The sequence below is a fragment of the Streptomyces sp. BI87 genome, assembly GCF_025957665.1.
Lineage (GTDB): Bacteria > Actinomycetota > Actinomycetes > Streptomycetales > Streptomycetaceae > Streptomyces > Streptomyces albidoflavus.
The window spans coordinates 3,392,833-3,408,784 of the sequence record NZ_CP110079.1 but is presented as its reverse complement, the minus strand read 5'-3'; the positions used below and the strand labels follow the sequence as shown (position 1 = coordinate 3,408,784).

The following is a 15,952-nucleotide window of genomic DNA, read 5'->3' as shown; positions in this document are numbered from 1 at the left end:
AGGAGCGTCGGGCGGGTTCCGGTCGCGGGCAGCGAAAAGGCCCGGAGGCGGGTGCCTTCGGGCCTGAGGCTGCGGGGCCGGGTCCGTCACGGTGGGTTCTCGTGGTCCGAGCCGCGGACCGGGGTGGCGCGGGACTCGGCGGCGCGGTCGGTCATGTCGGAGGGCTCGCGGTCGGCGTCGGCCGGGGTGACCACGGCGTCGGCGACGGTGGAGCGGCAGGTGGGCGAGGAGCCGTGGGCCTCGGCGGTGATGCGCTGCTTCATCGTGGGCGGCATCGAACGGTCGAGCCCGAGTGACCACTGGGGCGCCGCTCCTGTCAGATCGACGGGTGCGGAGCAGGGCGCCGTCGGCGTCTGCTGCGGGGCGCTCTGCGGGCGAGGCTCGGGCTGCGGCTGGGCCTGCGGCGCCGTGGCCGAGGCGGGGGCGCTGAAGCCGAGCGCGGCGAAGAGGGAGAGGAAGGCACCGACGAGGACGGTCCACAGGTGGGCGGCCTTGGAAGCCATCAGGATCACCACTTTCAGGTGGGGCGATTTGCGTACTTCCTCATCATGTGGATCGGTGGCGCGTGGCGTGGGATCGACGCTCGTGGCGCGGCGATATTCCGATGAACACCACCCGGACGGGGGTATCGGGGCAAAAGCGGCCCAGATCACACCGGAAATGATCGCTGGAGGTCACCGGCGGTCGTCCGGCCTTCCTCGGAGTCCCCGGCGGCGCCACGGGAGTTGAGGTGCGCGGGGAGAGGGGAACAGGTCACCGATCGATATCGGTCGGTGTGTATAGTCGGCCGTCAGAGGTCTCCTACGTCAACGAAAGACGAGGTCGCGCGGTGAAGAAGCTTCTCCTGGTCGCACTGGCCGCCATCGGCGGGCTCCTCGTGTACCGCCAGATCCAGGCGGATCGCGCCGAGCAGGATCTGTGGACGGAGGCGACCGACTCCGTGCCCACGGGTTCGTGAGAATCGACGGTCCTTCACTGACCCCGGCCGCATCGCGGCCGGGGTTTTGTGTGTCCGGGGGCGGGTGCCGGCCGGCCCGGGATGCGGACGGCGCGGCTCTGGCGTAGGGCGCCCGTTGTTGCGGTTCCGTGACGGGCCGGGCCCTTGAGTTCACCCTCGCAAATCAATAGCTTGCGTGAGCAAAGCTGCTGGTGGGTGACGGCGCGGGCCCCGGCCCGCGCGGGACAGGGGGAACGGTGAAGGCTCGGCTCGGCCGCAGGACGGCGGCGGTACTCCTTGCCGGGGTGGTCTGCGCCCTGGCCGCGGGCCCGCCCGCCGCCGCCGAACAGGGCCCCCGGCCCGGTGGCCTCGTCATGGTCCTCGACTCCTCCGGCTCCATGGCCGACGAGGCGGGCGGCGGCCGTACCCGGATCGAGGCGGCCCGGGACGCGGTCGGCACCGTCGTCGACAGCCTTCCCGACGGCTACCCGACCGGGCTGAGGGTCTACGGCGCCGACCGGACGAGCGGCTGTACGGACACCCGGCTCGCCCGGCCCGTCGAGCCGCTGGACCGGGCCGCCATGAAGGAGGCGGTGGCCGGCGTCGAGCCCAAGGGCGACACCCCGATCGGGCTCTCCCTCCGGAAGGCCGTCGCCGACCTGCCCGAGCCGGAGCCGGGCGCGGTCGGCCGCCGCACCGTGCTGCTCATCTCCGACGGGGAGGACAACTGCGGTTCCCCGCCGCCCTGCGAGGCCGCCGAGGAACTCGCCGAGTCCGGCCTCGACCTCAGGATCGACGCCATCGGCTTCCAGGTGAAGGGCAAGGCCCGCGAGGAGCTGACCTGCATCGCGGAGGCCGGACACGGCGCCTACTACGACGCCCCGGACGCCGAGGCCCTCGCTCGCCAGTTGCAGCGCGCCGCCGAACTCTCCGCCGGGGGGTACCAGTTCGAGGGCGAGGCGATCGAGGGCGCGGCCTCGGCGGAGCAGGCGCCGCCCGTCGAGCCAGGCCAGTACCTCGACTCCATCGGCCCGGGCGAGACCCGCTGGTACGCCGCCGGGCTGGACGCGACCAGCACCGCCGACTTCGGCGTGACGGCCGTACCGCAGCCGGGAGTTCCGGTCGGTTACTCCGACGGTCTTCAGCTGCGGGTGCACACCTCCGGGGAGTTCCCGACGGTCTGCGACAACACCCGGGCCACCTTCCACCAGGACGAGGGCGCCCTGCCGGTCAGCGGCGCCGTCAGCCGCGTACCGACCGCGAAGGCCAACGCCACCTGCGACCAGGCCGGCACGTACCACCTGGAGGTCGAGCGGGTCTCCGCCAAGAGCTCCGACCAGGCGCGGTGGCCGCTGGAGCTGCGGATGGCGGTCGAGGAGCCGCTCCCCGCGGGGACCGTACCGGCCCAGTCCGCCGCGGAGTTCGGGGAGATCTCCAAGGACCAGGTGCCACGCGTCGACGGCCCGGCGCGGGCAGTGACCGGTGGCACCGGCTTCAACGACGCGGTGCGGATCGGCGAGGGCGTCTGGAAGGACGGGCTGCTGCCCGCGCAGACCCGCTGGTACAAGGTGAAGGTCGGCTGGGGCCAGCAGCTGCGCTACACCGTCGACTTCGGCAACGAGCCGACCGTCGACCACGACGACCTGGTCGTCCGCCGCTCCTTCGTCTCCACCTCGCTGCACGCGCCCTCGCGGGCGCCGGTCGGCACGGGCACGGAGTTCAGCGCCTACAAGGGGTACTTCGGCAAGCCGTCCGTCCTCGACCACGGCACCGTCCCGGTGACCTGGACCAACCGCTGGGAGCCGGCCGCCCACGTCAAGCCGGTGCGCGCGGCGGGCGACTACTACCTCGCGGTCTCGCTCGGCCCCCACACCGCGACCTTCGCGGAGAACCCGGCGGTCGGCGTGGTGCTCCGCGTCGAGGTGGCCGGCACCGAACTGGCCGGGCCGCAGAAGGACGCCCCGGCCGCGACGGACACCACCGACGACGCTCCCGCCGCCGGTGCCGGGGCGGAGAAGGCGCCGGCGAAGGACACGGCCGGCGCCGAGGAGGCAGGATGGGCCTCGCCGTGGGTGCTCGCGGCGGCGGGCGGCGCCCTGGCGCTGCTCGTGGTGGCGGCCGCGGCCCTGGTCGTCCGGCGCCGTGCCGGGCGGGGCGCGGGCGGTCCGACGAGGGGTGGCACAGCATGAGAGGGCGCGGTCTCGGGGCGGCGGGCCTGGCGCTGGCGGCAACGGTGCTGGGCACGGCGCCGGCGCAGGCGGAGGGCGGCACCTCCCCGTACGTCTTCGCCGACGGGGCCGCGCGGGTGGCCGGGGAGGTGAGCAGCACCGACGCGCACACCCTGGCGGCCGGGCGGGCCTACCGCTCGCAGATCGGCCCGGACGAGGAGCTGTACTACGCCGTCGACCTGGACGCCTCCTCCTACGCGTACGCCTCGGCGGTCGCCGTGCCGAAGCCCGGGGCGAAGGTGGGCACGCGGGACCGGCTCACCGTGACGCTGCGGGACCGGCGCGACAACCAGTGCGGGACGGGGGACACGCGGTTCGGCTCGGCCGCCTACCCGCGCCCGCTGGCCGCGCAGGCGGTCCGCGCCGTCAAGCCGGACGGCGGAACCTGCCAGGAGGCCGGGCCGTACTTCCTGGTCGTCGAGCGGGAGACCGGCCCGGCCTCCGCGCAGGAGCCCTGGGAGCTCGAACTGCGGCTGCTCACCGAGCCCGCGGTCCAGGGCAAGGGCGGCCCGACCGAGGCGCCCTCGCCGAGCCCCACCGACGCCCCGGCCGACGTGCCCGGCGGCGAACCCGTGGCACGCCCCGGCGGAACCGGCTTCAACGACGCCGTCGCCCTGTCCGACGGCAGCTTCAAGACCCGCCTGAAGCCGGGCGGGACGACCTTCTACCGGGTGCCCGTCGACTGGGGCCAGCGGCTCTACGTCGAACCGGAGCTGGGCAGCGCCACCACCGACAAGTCCATGGCCTACGTCTCCTCCGCCCTGGAGACGGCGCTCTACAACCCCGCCTTCGGCCCGGTCGACGGCGGCTCCCTGCTCTTCAACGGCAGCCCCCAGACCCTGCCGTCCGTACCGTTCCAGCCGGTGGCGTACGAGAACCGCCACGCCTCCGCCCCCTCCGTCAAGGGCACGCGCTTCGCGGGCTGGTACTACGTGCAGCTCACCCTCTCCCCGAAGATGGCCGAGGTCTTCCGGGGCGACGACTTCGGGGTCACCCTGCGGGTCCGGGTGCAGGGGGAGCCGGTGGCCGGGCCCCGGTACGCCGGGGACCCCGGGCCCTTCCAGGTCGGCGACCGGGAACGGGACGCCGCCGAGGCGGGCCGCAGCGACGCCGAGGTGGCGCGCGGCGAGACGATGGCCGTGGTGGCCGCCTCCGGGATCGGCACCGGCACCGTGCTCCTGGTGGGGCTCGGGGTGTGGTTCTGGGTGGCGCGACGCGGAGCGGCCGGGGGCCGGGTCAGGTCTGGGTGAGGGCCCAGAAGCCGACGGCCAGGCAGACCAGGGCGACCAGGAGCACCGGTACGGCGATCTTCGGCGACGGGCCGGGGCGCGTGGGCGTCGCGGCCGGAGCCTGCGGGTACGGCGCGGGGGAGCCGGGCGGCGGGTAGCCGTAGCCCTGCGGCGGGGCCTGCGGGTAGCCGTAGCCGGGCTGGGCGGGGATCGGGTGCTGCGGCCCGGGCCGGGGCTGGCCGGGCGCCGTGTACGGGCGGGTGTCGGCGTACACCGGCGCGGGGGCCGGCGGGGGTGCGGTGGGGGCGGGCTGGTGGACCGAGGCGGTGGGGGCCTGGGCCGGGATGAACGTGGGGTCCTGAGCCGGGGGCGCGGGCGGGGCGAGGGGGAAGCCGTCGGTGGAGGGCCGCTCCGGTGCGGCGGCCGGGCTCATCCCTCCGGGGGCCTGGTCGGGGGCCTCGCTCGCCTTGGCCTCGGGCCCGTCGGGCCCGAACCCCGGGGGCAGCGGGCCGATCTGGTCGAAGACCTCGACCGGCTCCTCCTCGGTCCCCGGCTCGGGCAGCAGCTCGGCCGCGGAGGCGAGCGCCTTGCGGGCGCCGGTGGCGGTGCGGAAACGGGCCTGCGGATCGGGCTGGAGGAGGGTGGCGACGACCTGCCAGAGCGGCTCAGGGATTCCCTCGGGGGCGCTCGGCGTTCCGTGGGCCGCGAAGTGCTCCACCAGGGCCTGGGAGTCGGGCTTGCGGCCCTGGAGCAGGTAGAGCGCGACCAGGCCGACCGCGAACAGGTCGGCGGTGAAGTCGGGCTCTGAGCCGAGCAGTTGCTCGGGGGCGAAGTAACCCGGGGTGCCGACGACGTAGTTGGTCTCGGTGAGGCGCGGTTCGCCCTGGCGCATGGAGATGCCGAAGTCCGACAGGCGCAGGTGCGGGCGGCCCGAACCGGTGGCCTCCAGCAGGATGTTGGCCGGCTTGATGTCCCGGTGGATCACGCCCTCGGCGTGCACGGCGGCGAGCCCCGCGAGCAGCTGGTCGAGGAGGAGGGCGACGAATCGCGGCGGCAACGCCCCGTAGTCGCCGATGAGATGGGCGAGCGAGCCGCCGCTCACCAGATCCATGGTGAACAGGACCTGGTCGTCGTCGGCCGCCCAGCTGGCCGGGGCGAGCACGTGCGGGTGGTCGATCCGCAGCGCCTGCTCGCGGACGAACCGGAGCAGGGTGTGGGCATCGCTCTGCTGGAGCACCTTGGCCGCCACGTACCGCCGCCTGCGGTGGTCCCAGGCGCGCCAGACGGCGCCGACCCCGCCCCGCCCGATCGGATCGGCCAGTTCGTACCGGCCGGCGAAGACCTCACCCATGGTGCGCCGTGCTCCCCCGTGCGTCCGTGCGACTCGTCCGTCGGCCGGGTGGCCGTCAGTTCTGGTGCGACTCGTAGTGGGCGACCGCCTCGGCGGTCCGCCCGGCGCCGTACACCCGCAGGAACTCTGCCAGTTCCGGGTGGGTGGGGGCGAGGGTGTCGGCGGCGTCGATGATGTCCCCGGCCGCCGCGACCGACCGCAGCAGCGACTGGATCTCGCGCACCACGCGCTTGACCGTGGGGGCGCCGGAGCCGGTCGCGGTCTGCCCGGTCTGGGAGAGGACCGAGCCGCCCTGCGACTTCTTGATCTCGTCCATCCGTGCGCTCGCCTCGCCCGCGCTGACGCTGCCGTCGGCGACCTGGCCGGCGAGATCCTGGAGCAGCTGCACCCGCTGGACGACCGCCGGGTTGCCGATCTTGGCGCGCTGCCCGCTCATCAGCTGGGAGAGCATCGGTGCGGAGAGCCCGAGGACGGAGGCGAGCCGGGCCTGGTTGAGCCCGAGGTCGTCGATGAGCCGCCGGAACAGCGCCCCCAGCGGCTCCCCGTACCAGTTCCGCTGGAGCTCCCGCGCTCTGGCGGTCGCTTCCTGCTGCGCTGCGTCCATGCCCACTCCCCTTCGCTGCTGCGAACCTCGCCAGCATCTTACGGAGCGTGGTCTGCGCCCGGGAGTCCCTCTCCACCGCCTTCCTCGCCCGTACGGGGACCTCCGGCTCGACAGGGGCGCGAGACCGGGGAGCGAACTGTTTTGGCGAGATCGCCCAGGGAACCGGTACTCTTGGTGCCGGTCGACGCCGACGGGTGCCTCCCGCACACGTCCCGTCCCCCCGGGGCCTTAGCTCAGTTGGTAGAGCGCTGTCTTTGCATGGCAGATGTCAGGAGTTCGACTCTCCTAGGCTCCACTTCTCAAGAGGGCCCCCGACCTGCGGAAACGCCGGTCGGGGGCCCTCTCCGTCGTGCGAGTCGGTGCTCTCGGGCGAGAAGTGCGCTGACGGTCTTGCCGCCGCCTGCCCGGCGGTTGACGGCGGTGGCCCGGCCCAGGCGATTGACCATGGGCCATCCGAACCCTCCGGTCCGGCCCGTCAGGTCGGGGTTGCGCAGGCGTGGCACGCGAGGGCTGCGGTCGTGTACGGCGACCTCGATGCCGTCCGGGTGTGCGGTGAGGTCCAGCGTGCACGTCCCCCCGCCGTGGCGCAGCGCGTTGGTCACGAGTTCGGAGACGACCAGACCACCGCGTCGGCCGCCTCGGACGCGACGGACGGCTCCAGCGTCTCGACGAAGGTCCGGGTGGTCCCGCGTGCGTCGGCCAGGGCGGACACCTCGGCGCTCGTCGTGTTCATGGGCCCCCTGGTCCTGGGCCGGGCCGCTGCCGACTCCCGCTGTACCCCTCGTCCCCTGGTGCGCGGCTCGGCAACCGAGCTGACGACAGACTTTCACAGGAGGCCGGGGCCGGTTACCTCACTGCGAGACACGCGGAAATCTATGCCCGCCGAAGTAGACATTCAGTTGTGGGGTGGTTATGGTTTCTCTCGTAGCCGAGATCGACCAAGGCCCGGCAGAGACGAACTGCCAGGCAGCAGTACCGCAGTTCTGTACGCAGGACGGTGCGGGGGCGGAGTTCCGAAGCCAGGGTTGTTGCAGGAAGGCGACGGGACTGGCCCCCGCACCAGGCGACCCGCAGCAGTCAGGGGTTGCCGCCGAAACGCCGCGCTTCCGCGCGGCGGCAGCAGACGCAGTGCGCAGTACCTCGGTGAAGGCGCCGGCTGCGGGCGCGCGCACCGAGCGTGACGGCAGTGTGGCTCTGGGCCTGTCCGGCCGGGGCTGCCTGTTGAGGGAGTGGCGCTCCGACAGGCCACGTGCAGTTCGCACCACCGCAGGAAGCAGTAAGAGATCCATCCAGAGGAAAAACGGAGGTTCGAGGCACCATCAGGATCGCCCGGGCAGGCTTCGCGGCCCGGGTACCGCAGGACATCGACAGTGAGGTGGTCTCCGGTCAAGCAACCGCGATCCCCGCAGGCCCGGCAGGATGGTCGCCGGGCCGGCGGAAACAGAAGGCCGGCGCAGGATCAAGGCCGGCAGATGGTGTAGTTGTTCCTTCGGGGTCCTGGTGCCACACGGCACCAGGACCCCTCGACGTGTTCCAGAGAGGTGCAATGACAGCAGACGATTCGTTCGGCCGTCTCGACGACGACGACTACCCCGCCTACACGATGGGCCGGGCCGCCGAAATGCTCGGGACCACACAGAGCTTCCTCCGGGCCATCGGAGACGCCCGCCTGATCACCCCGCTGAGATCCAAGGGCGGACACCGCCGCTACTCCCGCTACCAGTTGCGCATCGCCGCCCGGGCCCGGGAACTCGTCGACCAGGGCACGCCCATCGAAGCGGCCTGCCGCATCATCATCCTCGAGGACCAGCTCGAAGAAGCCCGACGCATCAACGCCGAGTACCGCCGCACGGCATCCCCGCCCGCAACCGGCGCCTGATCCGTGGTCGTGGCGACCCGCCACGTCTTCCCGTCTCCGATGTCCCGCAGCCCGGCGCGCCCACCCCGCCGCGCGGCGGTGAGCCGGATGAGGCGCCGGAGCGAGCGGCCACCGTGCTGAAGCCGAGAATGCGGGGTGGGGCGCACGCGGGCGTGTTCCCTCTCGCGCTGGCCGGCGGCACGCCTCTGTCCGGCCCTTGAAATGCGCTCGTTTTTCGTCACGGAAACTTCTCTTCACTCCGGGCGCATCGATATCTCTTGCGGCCGGGTGAGGGTTTAGCGTGCCGCGCGAAGAGTGTTTCTACGGGCGCAAGCGGAGCGCAAAAAGTTGTGCGGGTACTGAACTTTCCCCATGCTACTGTCGACCTCGGTTACGGTGTGATTCCCACATTCCAACGCCGTCGGGAGATCGTCGCGGCGACCCGGTATCCGTGCATCGCGGCTCCGGCGTTCTGCCCCAGAGGAGAGACGACATGGCGTCCGGCACAGTCAAGTGGTACCACCCGGCCAAGGGCTTCGGCTTCATCACGCAGGACGGCGGTGGCGCCGACGTGTTCGCCCACTTCTCGAACATCGCCGCCCAGGACTCCCTTGAGCTGTTCGAAGGGCAGAAGGTCACCTTCGATATCGTCATGAGCCCCAAGGGTCCGACGGCCGAGAATATTGTTCCGTCCTGACACCCGAAAAGCCTTGTCCCTGCGGCCCATGTTCTCGGCAGCGGCGACAGGTTCGGTGGAGGCTGTATGCCTTCATTTGCGCGGACGACTTCGCGGGTTCACCGTGCGTGCCATCAGGGAAATGCGTCGCATGATTACGTCCCCCGGGTGGTCAGGGAATTCGATCAAGTAACTGCCCGCTTCACCGCCGCCTGGCTGCCGTGGGGCTCTCAGGCGTGTCGTGCTTGGCCCGGTACTGCTGGCTGGCTGGCTCGCCGGTCAGCGCCCCGTTCGACGGCCGGGGATGCGCCCGGGAGGTGTTCGCCGAGCGACGTGACCTGTTCGTCCTGTGCGGGCGCCATGTTTCACGTGAAACATGACGCCGGTCAGGCCGCCGGGGTCACCGGGTCAAGGTGCAGGTCGATGACGGGGCCGAGGCGGGCGGCCAGTTCCTCGGGGGAGACCTCGGGGACGGGGTCGAGGCGGACCAGGTGGCGGGTGAGGGAGAGGCCGATCAGGGTGGTGGCGATCAGGGCGATCCGGAGTTCGGCGTCCTCGCCCGTGATGACCTTGCCCAGCGCCTCGCGGATCGTTCCCGTCGCGTAGTCCCGCAGGACGGCGGCCGCCGAGCGGTGCGTGGCGGCCGAGCGTAGCGTGGTCATCATGGCGGGACGGGCGGACGCGTCCTCCCAGACCTGAAGGTGTGCCAGCACGATGCGCGAGCCCAGACCGACGCGGTCGCCGGCGGCCGCCTCCGCGAGCGCCTCCGGCATGCGCAACGGGATCTCCAGGGCGTTCAGGAAGAGCTTCTCCTTCGTTCCGTAGAAGTGGTGGACCAGTGCTTGGTCGACTCCCGCTGTCTCCGCGATGCGACGCACGCTGGTCGCGTCGTACCCGCGTTCCGCGAAGCACTCCCGTGCGGCGTCCAGGATCTGTTCGCGGGTGCGGTTCTCCCCCGGCCGGCGGCCACCTGGATGGCGCTGCGGCGGATGCGGCGTTTCCGGAAGCTGCGGTTGCGGCTCGGGCGGCGTGGAGCGCGGGAGGGTCATGCGACCAGGATATAACTCAGCCCCTGGTGAATTCAGCATGCGCTGAGTTGTATGGTGGGCGCGGAGACGAGCGGTCCGGTGATGTCCTCAGCGCACCCGGCCGCTGCGACCGACACGGTCCCTCTCCTCTCCTCTCCCCTCCTTCTCCCTGCTCCTCTCCGGTTCTGACGCATGGCCCGGTGGTCAGCTGCGACGTCCCACGAAAGGCCCGGCTCATGGCTTCCACACCTCACGAGAACGAACCCGGCTCCCGGCACCCCGACGACGGCGGAGCCTCCGTGGCCCCGCCGGATCAGGGGGAGCGTGAGGCGCGGGGCGAGGGAGGCGGTGCCGACAGGGGCGCGGCGAAGAAGCTGCTGCCGGTCGTCCTCGTCCTCACCGGAGTGCTCTCCGCGATGCTGGTCGTCTTCGGCCTCCCCGCCGTGAACGGAGGCCCGCACCACGTACCCGTGGGCCTGGTCGGCCCGCAGGCCGCCGCGGACGCTCTCGGCAAGCAGCTCGACCAGCGCCAGCCGGACGGCTGGGAGGTCACCTCCTACCCGAGCACCGACGCACTGACCAAGGCGATCCACGACCGCGACGTGATGGGCGGCTTCGCCCCGGACGGCCAGACCCTCACCGTCTACACGGCGAGCGCCGCGGGCAACCCCAGCTCCGCCGCGATCAACGGCATCGGCAACGCCGTCGCCGCACAACAGGGCATGGAGGCGACGGCGGAGAACGTGGTGCCCTTCCCCGAGGACGACCCGAACGGCGCCGGGCTGACGGCGGCCGCCCTGCCGATGATCATCGGCGGCGTGCTCCCGGCGGTGGCGATGGTGCGGCTCTTCCCGGGCCACGGCGGCCTGCGGCTCCGCCTCACCGGCGCGGTGCTCTTCGCCCTGGCGGCCGGCTTCGCGCTGGCGGCCATCATCCAGTTCGGCTTCGGCTCGGTCGACGGCACCTACTGGACCACGGCGCTGGGCCTCTCCCTCGGCATGGCGGCGCTGACGCTCCCCTTCCTCGGCCTGGAATCCCTCTTCGGCTTCCTCGGGCTGGGTGCAGGCATCGTCGTGATGATGTTCGTCGGCAACTCCCTCTCGGGGCTGGCGACCGGCGCCCACTGGCTGCCCAACGGCTGGGCCACCCTGGGTCAGCTCATGCCTCCGGGTGCCTCCGGCAGCCTTCTCCGGGCCAACGGCTTCTTCGACGGCACGGGCGCGGGCGGACCGGTGGCCGTGCTCGCGGCCTGGGCCGTGATCGGCCTCCTCCTCATCCTTCTGGCCGACCGGCGACGCGGCCGCAGCACGGAGGGGAGGGAGGCTGAGGCGGTGACCGTCTGATTCTGCGCTTGGCTTCGGGCCGGGCGGTGAGCGCGAGGAGGGCTGGATGTTTCACGTGAAACATCCAGCCCTCCTCCTTGTCCCGGGACCTGGGTGTCCGTGACGCACGTACTTTGCGTCGGGGCGATACGTCGGGCGATGTTTCACGTGAAACATCGCCCCGGACGCGCAGTACGGCGCAGCCGTGAGGGCGGGGTCCGAAGGTGTTCTTCGGACCCCGCCCTCACGGAGCCGGCCTCGCGGGAAGCCCTGGGCCGGCCAGTCGGGTCAGGCCGACCTCGACCCGCCCTCCTCGTCCAGGCTGTCCGCCTCGGCGTCGGCCTGCTTGGCGCGTACCTCGGGGTCGAGGAGGCCCTGGCCCGTGCCGTCCACGGAGGTGAGCGGGGGGCCGTCCGGGACCTCGGTGGGTGCCGGAGGCTCCACCAGCCAGTCCGGGTTGGCCTGCTTGTCCCACCACTTCCAGGCGGCGATCGCGGCGCCCGACACGGCCCCGAGCACCAGGAGCGAGACGGCGAACCGCTTGCCACGGCCCCGGCGCTGCTGCTTACGGGCCAGCTTCTCGATCTGCTGGGCGCTCACCTGGCCGCGCAGGGCGGCCAGCGCGGCGGCGGACCGGGCGGCCGCCTCCTCGCGGGCGGGCTGGGCGGCGGCCACGGCCTGCTCCAGCCGCGGCCGGGAGTAGGCAGCGGCCTGGTGGGCGGCACGCCGGGTGTGCACGGCCGCCTTGTGCGCGACCTCGTCAACCTTGGGCGGGACATGGGCGAGAGCGTGCTCCACGTGCGGCGCCAGGTGGGCGTCGTAGCGGAGACGGGCCTGGTCGGCTGCCTGGGCGGCGGCCAGCGAGACCTTGGGTGCGAGCCGGACGCGGGCCTCATGGCTGAGGTGGGCGGCGCGTTCCTTGGCTGTTTCGGCGTAGGGAGCCACCGCCTCCGCGGCGTGCCGCGCGCTCTCCTTCGCCGAGCCGGTCGCGGCGCGCACGCTGTCGATGCGGGTCACGGGTTCCTCCTCCTCGGTGGCGTATGTGAGTGCCTGGGGTATGCCCCAGAAGGCGAATAGTTCACCGAATAGCTCGCCTTTCCACCCTTTTCGCGATGATGCCTTGCCTCAGGGCCCACAGCACACAGGGACGGGCATCCGGGTCATGCTGTGCCGCGATCGGTTGCTCGCGGCGGCCCTCCCCACCGCGCGTGCCCGCTCTCCGGCGGGCCACTCCTGGGGGGTGTTGCCGCATACGGGGTGCCCCTGGGAGGTAATCGTCCGAATCGGGGGAGTGAAGTGCCCGGCCCGTCCGGTCCGTGCGAGGATCGGTGCGTCACAGAGGACAACGGAAGGCAGATCGTGGCTGAGCAGCTTTACGCCACCCTGAAGACCAACCACGGCAACATCGAGGTGCGGCTCTTCCCGAACCACGCGCCGAAGACGGTCAAGAACTTCGTCGGGCTCGCCACCGGTGAGCAGGAGTGGACGAACCCGGAAAACGGCCAGAAGACGTCCGACAAGCTGTACGACGGCACGGTCTTCCACCGCGTGATCAGCGGCTTCATGCTCCAGGGCGGCGACCCGCTGGGCAACGGCACCGGTGGCCCCGGCTACCAGTTCGCCGACGAGTTCCACCCGGACCTCGCCTTCAACAAGCCCTACCTGCTGGCCATGGCCAACGCCGGCCCGGGCACCAACGGCTCGCAGTTCTTCATCACCGTTGCGCCGACCGCCTGGCTGACCGGCAAGCACACCATCTTCGGTGAGGTCGAGGACCCGGCGAGCCAGAAGGTCGTGGACGAGATCGCCTCCACCCAGACCAACCCGCGCACCGACCGTCCCGTCAAGGACGTGGTCATCGAGTCGGTCGTGGTGGAGAACCGCGAGGGCTGATCCCCCGACGATTCACCGCCCGCCGGTGAATTCGCGCGGGGAACCTTTCCGCCCCGCCCATCCGTACAGAGGATGGGCGGGGCGGCGCGTTGACCGCGCGGTCCGGGACGCCGTACGAGGAACGTTGTGAGGGGAAGAGATCCTATGGATCAGGGCCCATCCGGAGCGCCTGGCGCGCGCGACGCCCGCGGCCTGCCGGGCTGCTACCGGCACCCGGACCGCGAGACCGGGATCAGCTGCGTCCGCTGTGAGCGGCCCATCTGCCCGGAGTGCATGGTCAGCGCCTCGGTCGGCTTCCAGTGCCCCGACTGCGTCCGCGGCGGCTCGGGCACCGGCTCCTCCGCGGTGAACGCGCCGCGCACCATCGCCGGCGGCACCGTCACGGCCGACCCCCGGCTGCTCACCAAGATCCTGCTGGGGATCAACGCTGCCGTCTTCGTCGCCGTCCTGGTGCTGGGCGACGAGTTCGTGGCGCACCTGATGCTGGTCGGCGCCTTTCCGCCGCCGGAGTTCGGCTGGGAACCGGTCATGGGGGTGGCGGCCGGCGAGTGGTACCGGCTGATCACCTCGGTCTTCGCCCACCAGGAGTTCCTGCACTTCGCCTCCAACATGCTCCTGCTCTGGTGGCTCGGGGGACCGCTGGAGGCAGCCCTCGGGCGCGTCCGCTACCTGGCGCTCTATCTGATCTCCGGTCTGGCCGGCGGCGCGCTCACCTACGTCATCGCCGCTCCTCAGCAGCCCTCGCTCGGCGCCTCCGGTGCGGTCTTCGGGCTGATGGGCGCCACCGTGGTCCTGATGCGGCGCCTCAACCAGGACCTGCGTCCCGTCCTGGTGCTGGTCGCGCTGAATCTCGTCTTCACGGTGCTGGCGCCGCGGATCGCCTGGGAGGCGCACGTCGGCGGCCTGGTCGCGGGCGCGATCATCGGCTACGCCATGGTCCACGCGCCGCGCGGGCGGCGGGCACTGGTCCAGTGGGGGACCTGCGGTGCGGTCCTGGTCGCCGTCCTGGTCATGATCGTCGTCCGGACGATGGCGCTCACCTGACGCGTACGGCCGCTTGTAGCAGAAGCTGCGGCCGGTTGTGCACATCGTGGTATGCACAACCCGTCCGGGGGAGCCACACGCCGTAGTTGTACACATGTTCGAATCACGATTCGAAGGTTATCCACAGTCTGTGCCGGATCTTGTGCACGGGGTGCGGAACGCGTCCGCCCCTCGCCTCTGACCTGGTGGTTTCCAGGAGGGGCAAGGGGCGAACAGAGGTCCTACGCACCGGCGGCCGGTCATATCGGCGTCAACCGCAGATGAGTTATCCACAGATCTTCCGACCTTTTCCCCAGGTGTGGATAACCCAGTGGATAGCTTGGGGCAGGGCTTGCCTCAGCTGGCCGGACGTGCTGCGGGCCGGGCGGTTACTTCCACTGCGTGGAGACGCCGAAGCCGGCCGCGATGAAGCCGAAGCCGATGACGATGTTCCAGTTGCCGAAGGCGTCGATCGGCAGGCTGCCGTCCGTGAGGTAGAAGACGACGATCCACGCCAGGCCGATCAGGAACAGGGCGAGCATCACCGGTGCCACCCAGCTGCGACTGGTCAGCTTTATCTCGGTGGACTGCTTCGCCGGGGGCGGCGTGTAATCAGCCTTCTTGCGGATACGTGACTTCGGCACGAGGGTCTCTCCTGTCGATGCGCTGCGTGGCCGCGCAGGGGGACGGGGGCTGGCTCCGGGCGGACGGCCCGGGGCGGTGTGGTCTCCCCCGGCCGTCCGTTAGCGTAGTGCTTCCGTGGTGCCGAAGGAGAGCAAGGGTACGTTGAGCAATTCTGCCGACTCACCCCACGCGGACTCCAGTCCTGACCGTGGGCGATTCCGATGGCGTCCCGTGCGTCTTCTCACCGTGGGCGTCTTCGCGCTGGCCGGTCTGATCTTCGTGACCAGCTTCAACACGGCGCGCGGGACCAACATCCGCACCGACACCGCGCTGCTGAAGCTCTCGGACCTCATCCGGGACCGCAGCCACAAGAACGGCGAGCTGGACGAGGCCAACAGCGCGCTGCGCAAGAAGGTCGAAGCGCTCGCGGAGCGGGACGACGGCAGCACCGAGGCCGAGGACGCGAAACTCGGCGCTCTGGAGAAGTCCGCCGGGACCAAGCCGATCTCCGGCCCCTCCGTCTCCGTCACCCTGGACGACGCCCCGCCCGACGCCACCGCCAAGCTCCCCGGCTACCCCGAGCCCCACCCGAACGACCTGGTGATCCACCAGCAGGACCTGCAAGCCGTGGTGAACGCCCTCTGGAAGGGCGGCGCCAAGGGCATCGAGGTCATGGGTCAGCGGCTGATCTCCACCAGCGCGGTCCGCTGCGTCGGCAACACCCTGATCCTCCAGGGCCGCGTCTACTCGCCGCCGTACAACGTCACCGCCGTGGGGGACCAGGAGAAGCTCAAGCAGGCGCTCGCCGAGTCCCCCGAGATCCAGAACTACATGCTCTACGTCAACGCCTACGGCCTCGGCTGGAAGGTCGAGGACGCCGGGAAGGCCAAGCTCGACGGCTACTCCGGCACCGTCGACCTGCACTACGCGAAGCCGGCCTCCTGAATCAAGGCTCCCGACCGGAGCCCGCTCGATGTTTCACGTGAAACATCGTGGTGGTTTCACGTGAAACATCCCCCGTTTCACGTGAAACATCAGTGCCCCGCCCCCACCCGGCGATGTGGCGAGTCCCGCAATCCGCCGGGACGACCCGGGGAGACGGCTGATCCCTTTAGTCTGGTGCTGCAACTACGTGAGTCGGTATGCCCAGCGGTCAACCATCGCGCGCGGCAGGACAAG

The 15,952-nt window shown here is 71.4% G+C and carries 15 protein-coding genes, 1 tRNA gene and 1 pseudogene; 10 read left to right on the top strand and 7 right to left on the bottom strand.

What is annotated here, in order from left to right; all coding sequences use genetic code 11:
• Positions 1–86: 86 nt before the first annotated feature.
• On the bottom strand, positions 87–503 hold the full coding sequence (locus tag OIM89_RS15010; RefSeq protein WP_030696702.1) for a DUF6344 domain-containing protein: 417 nt from the start codon (positions 501–503) through the stop codon (positions 87–89).
• Positions 504–829: 326 nt separating this feature from the next.
• Here OIM89_RS15010 and OIM89_RS15005 point away from each other — a divergent pair, with 326 nt between their 5' ends.
• The 3 genes from OIM89_RS15005 to OIM89_RS14995 all read left to right on the top strand — a co-directional run bounded on the left by OIM89_RS15005 (position 830) and on the right by OIM89_RS14995 (position 4,415).
• The gene (locus tag OIM89_RS15005) at positions 830–958 is read left to right on the top strand and encodes a DLW-39 family protein (protein ID WP_003999697.1); all 129 of its coding nucleotides are present in this window, start codon (positions 830–832) and stop codon (positions 956–958) included.
• A 236-nt stretch (positions 959–1,194) separates the two neighbouring features.
• Entirely contained in the window at positions 1,195–3,126 is a 1,932-nt protein-coding gene (locus OIM89_RS15000; RefSeq protein WP_264491348.1) for a vWA domain-containing protein, read from the top strand.
• Positions 3,123–4,415 (top strand): hypothetical protein, encoded by a 1,293-nt coding sequence (locus OIM89_RS14995; RefSeq protein WP_195730724.1) that lies wholly within the window; start codon positions 3,123–3,125, stop codon positions 4,413–4,415. Before OIM89_RS15000 ends, OIM89_RS14995 begins: the two co-directional genes overlap by 4 nt.
• Here the strand turns inward: OIM89_RS14995 and OIM89_RS14990 are convergent.
• Together OIM89_RS14990 and OIM89_RS14985 are read right to left on the bottom strand one after the other, a co-directional pair.
• Positions 4,402–5,745 carry a serine/threonine-protein kinase gene (locus OIM89_RS14990; RefSeq protein ID WP_238469293.1) on the bottom strand — a complete coding sequence of 448 codons (1,344 nt, stop codon included), beginning with the start codon at positions 5,743–5,745 and terminating at the stop codon, positions 4,402–4,404. The two genes, OIM89_RS14995 and OIM89_RS14990, sit on opposite strands and share 14 nt — an antisense overlap.
• A gap of 55 nt (positions 5,746–5,800) precedes the next feature.
• Positions 5,801–6,349 (bottom strand): helix-turn-helix domain-containing protein, encoded by a 549-nt coding sequence (locus tag OIM89_RS14985; RefSeq protein ID WP_003949358.1) that lies wholly within the window; start codon positions 6,347–6,349, stop codon positions 5,801–5,803.
• Between the two features lie 222 nt (positions 6,350–6,571).
• Here OIM89_RS14985 and OIM89_RS14980 point away from each other — a divergent pair.
• A tRNA-Ala gene (locus OIM89_RS14980) sits at positions 6,572–6,644 on the top strand.
• Positions 6,645–6,714: 70 nt separating this feature from the next.
• Here the strand turns inward: OIM89_RS14980 and OIM89_RS14975 are convergent.
• Positions 6,715–7,082: pseudogene (locus OIM89_RS14975) on the bottom strand (ATP-binding protein); the annotation flags it as partial.
• A gap of 813 nt (positions 7,083–7,895) precedes the next feature.
• On the opposite strand from OIM89_RS14975, the gene OIM89_RS14970 reads away from it, so the two are divergent.
• The gene (locus tag OIM89_RS14970) at positions 7,896–8,228 is read left to right on the top strand and encodes a MerR family transcriptional regulator (protein WP_030699595.1); all 333 of its coding nucleotides are present in this window, start codon (positions 7,896–7,898) and stop codon (positions 8,226–8,228) included.
• A 472-nt stretch (positions 8,229–8,700) separates the two neighbouring features.
• On the top strand, positions 8,701–8,904 hold the full coding sequence (locus OIM89_RS14965; protein ID WP_264491347.1) for a cold-shock protein: 204 nt from the start codon (positions 8,701–8,703) through the stop codon (positions 8,902–8,904).
• A gap of 365 nt (positions 8,905–9,269) precedes the next feature.
• Here the strand turns inward: OIM89_RS14965 and OIM89_RS14960 are convergent, their stop codons facing one another.
• On the bottom strand, positions 9,270–9,932 hold the full coding sequence (locus OIM89_RS14960; protein ID WP_030699593.1) for a TetR family transcriptional regulator: 663 nt from the start codon (positions 9,930–9,932) through the stop codon (positions 9,270–9,272).
• A gap of 215 nt (positions 9,933–10,147) precedes the next feature.
• Between OIM89_RS14960 and OIM89_RS14955 the strand changes: the two genes are divergently transcribed.
• On the top strand, positions 10,148–11,254 hold the full coding sequence (locus tag OIM89_RS14955) for a hypothetical protein (RefSeq protein ID WP_264491346.1): 1,107 nt from the start codon (positions 10,148–10,150) through the stop codon (positions 11,252–11,254).
• Between the two features lie 267 nt (positions 11,255–11,521).
• Here the strand turns inward: OIM89_RS14955 and OIM89_RS14950 are convergent, their stop codons facing one another.
• A complete protein-coding gene (locus tag OIM89_RS14950; protein WP_030699591.1) occupies positions 11,522–12,250 on the bottom strand; it encodes a DUF5324 family protein in 729 nt (242 codons plus the stop codon).
• A gap of 342 nt (positions 12,251–12,592) precedes the next feature.
• Between OIM89_RS14950 and OIM89_RS14945 the strand changes: the two genes are divergently transcribed.
• Positions 12,593–13,126 (top strand): peptidylprolyl isomerase, encoded by a 534-nt coding sequence (locus OIM89_RS14945; RefSeq protein ID WP_030699590.1) that lies wholly within the window; start codon positions 12,593–12,595, stop codon positions 13,124–13,126.
• Between the two features lie 144 nt (positions 13,127–13,270).
• The gene (locus OIM89_RS14940; protein ID WP_030699589.1) at positions 13,271–14,170 is read left to right on the top strand and encodes a rhomboid family intramembrane serine protease; all 900 of its coding nucleotides are present in this window, start codon (positions 13,271–13,273) and stop codon (positions 14,168–14,170) included.
• A 368-nt stretch (positions 14,171–14,538) separates the two neighbouring features.
• Here the strand turns inward: OIM89_RS14940 and crgA are convergent, their stop codons facing one another.
• Complete coding sequence (gene crgA / locus OIM89_RS14935; protein ID WP_003949347.1) at positions 14,539–14,793, bottom strand: cell division protein CrgA; 255 nt, start codon at positions 14,791–14,793, stop codon at positions 14,539–14,541.
• Positions 14,794–14,935: 142 nt separating this feature from the next.
• Between crgA and OIM89_RS14930 the strand changes: the two genes are divergently transcribed.
• The gene (locus OIM89_RS14930) at positions 14,936–15,718 is read left to right on the top strand and encodes a DUF881 domain-containing protein (protein WP_264491345.1); all 783 of its coding nucleotides are present in this window, start codon (positions 14,936–14,938) and stop codon (positions 15,716–15,718) included.
• Positions 15,719–15,952 lie beyond the last annotated feature (234 nt).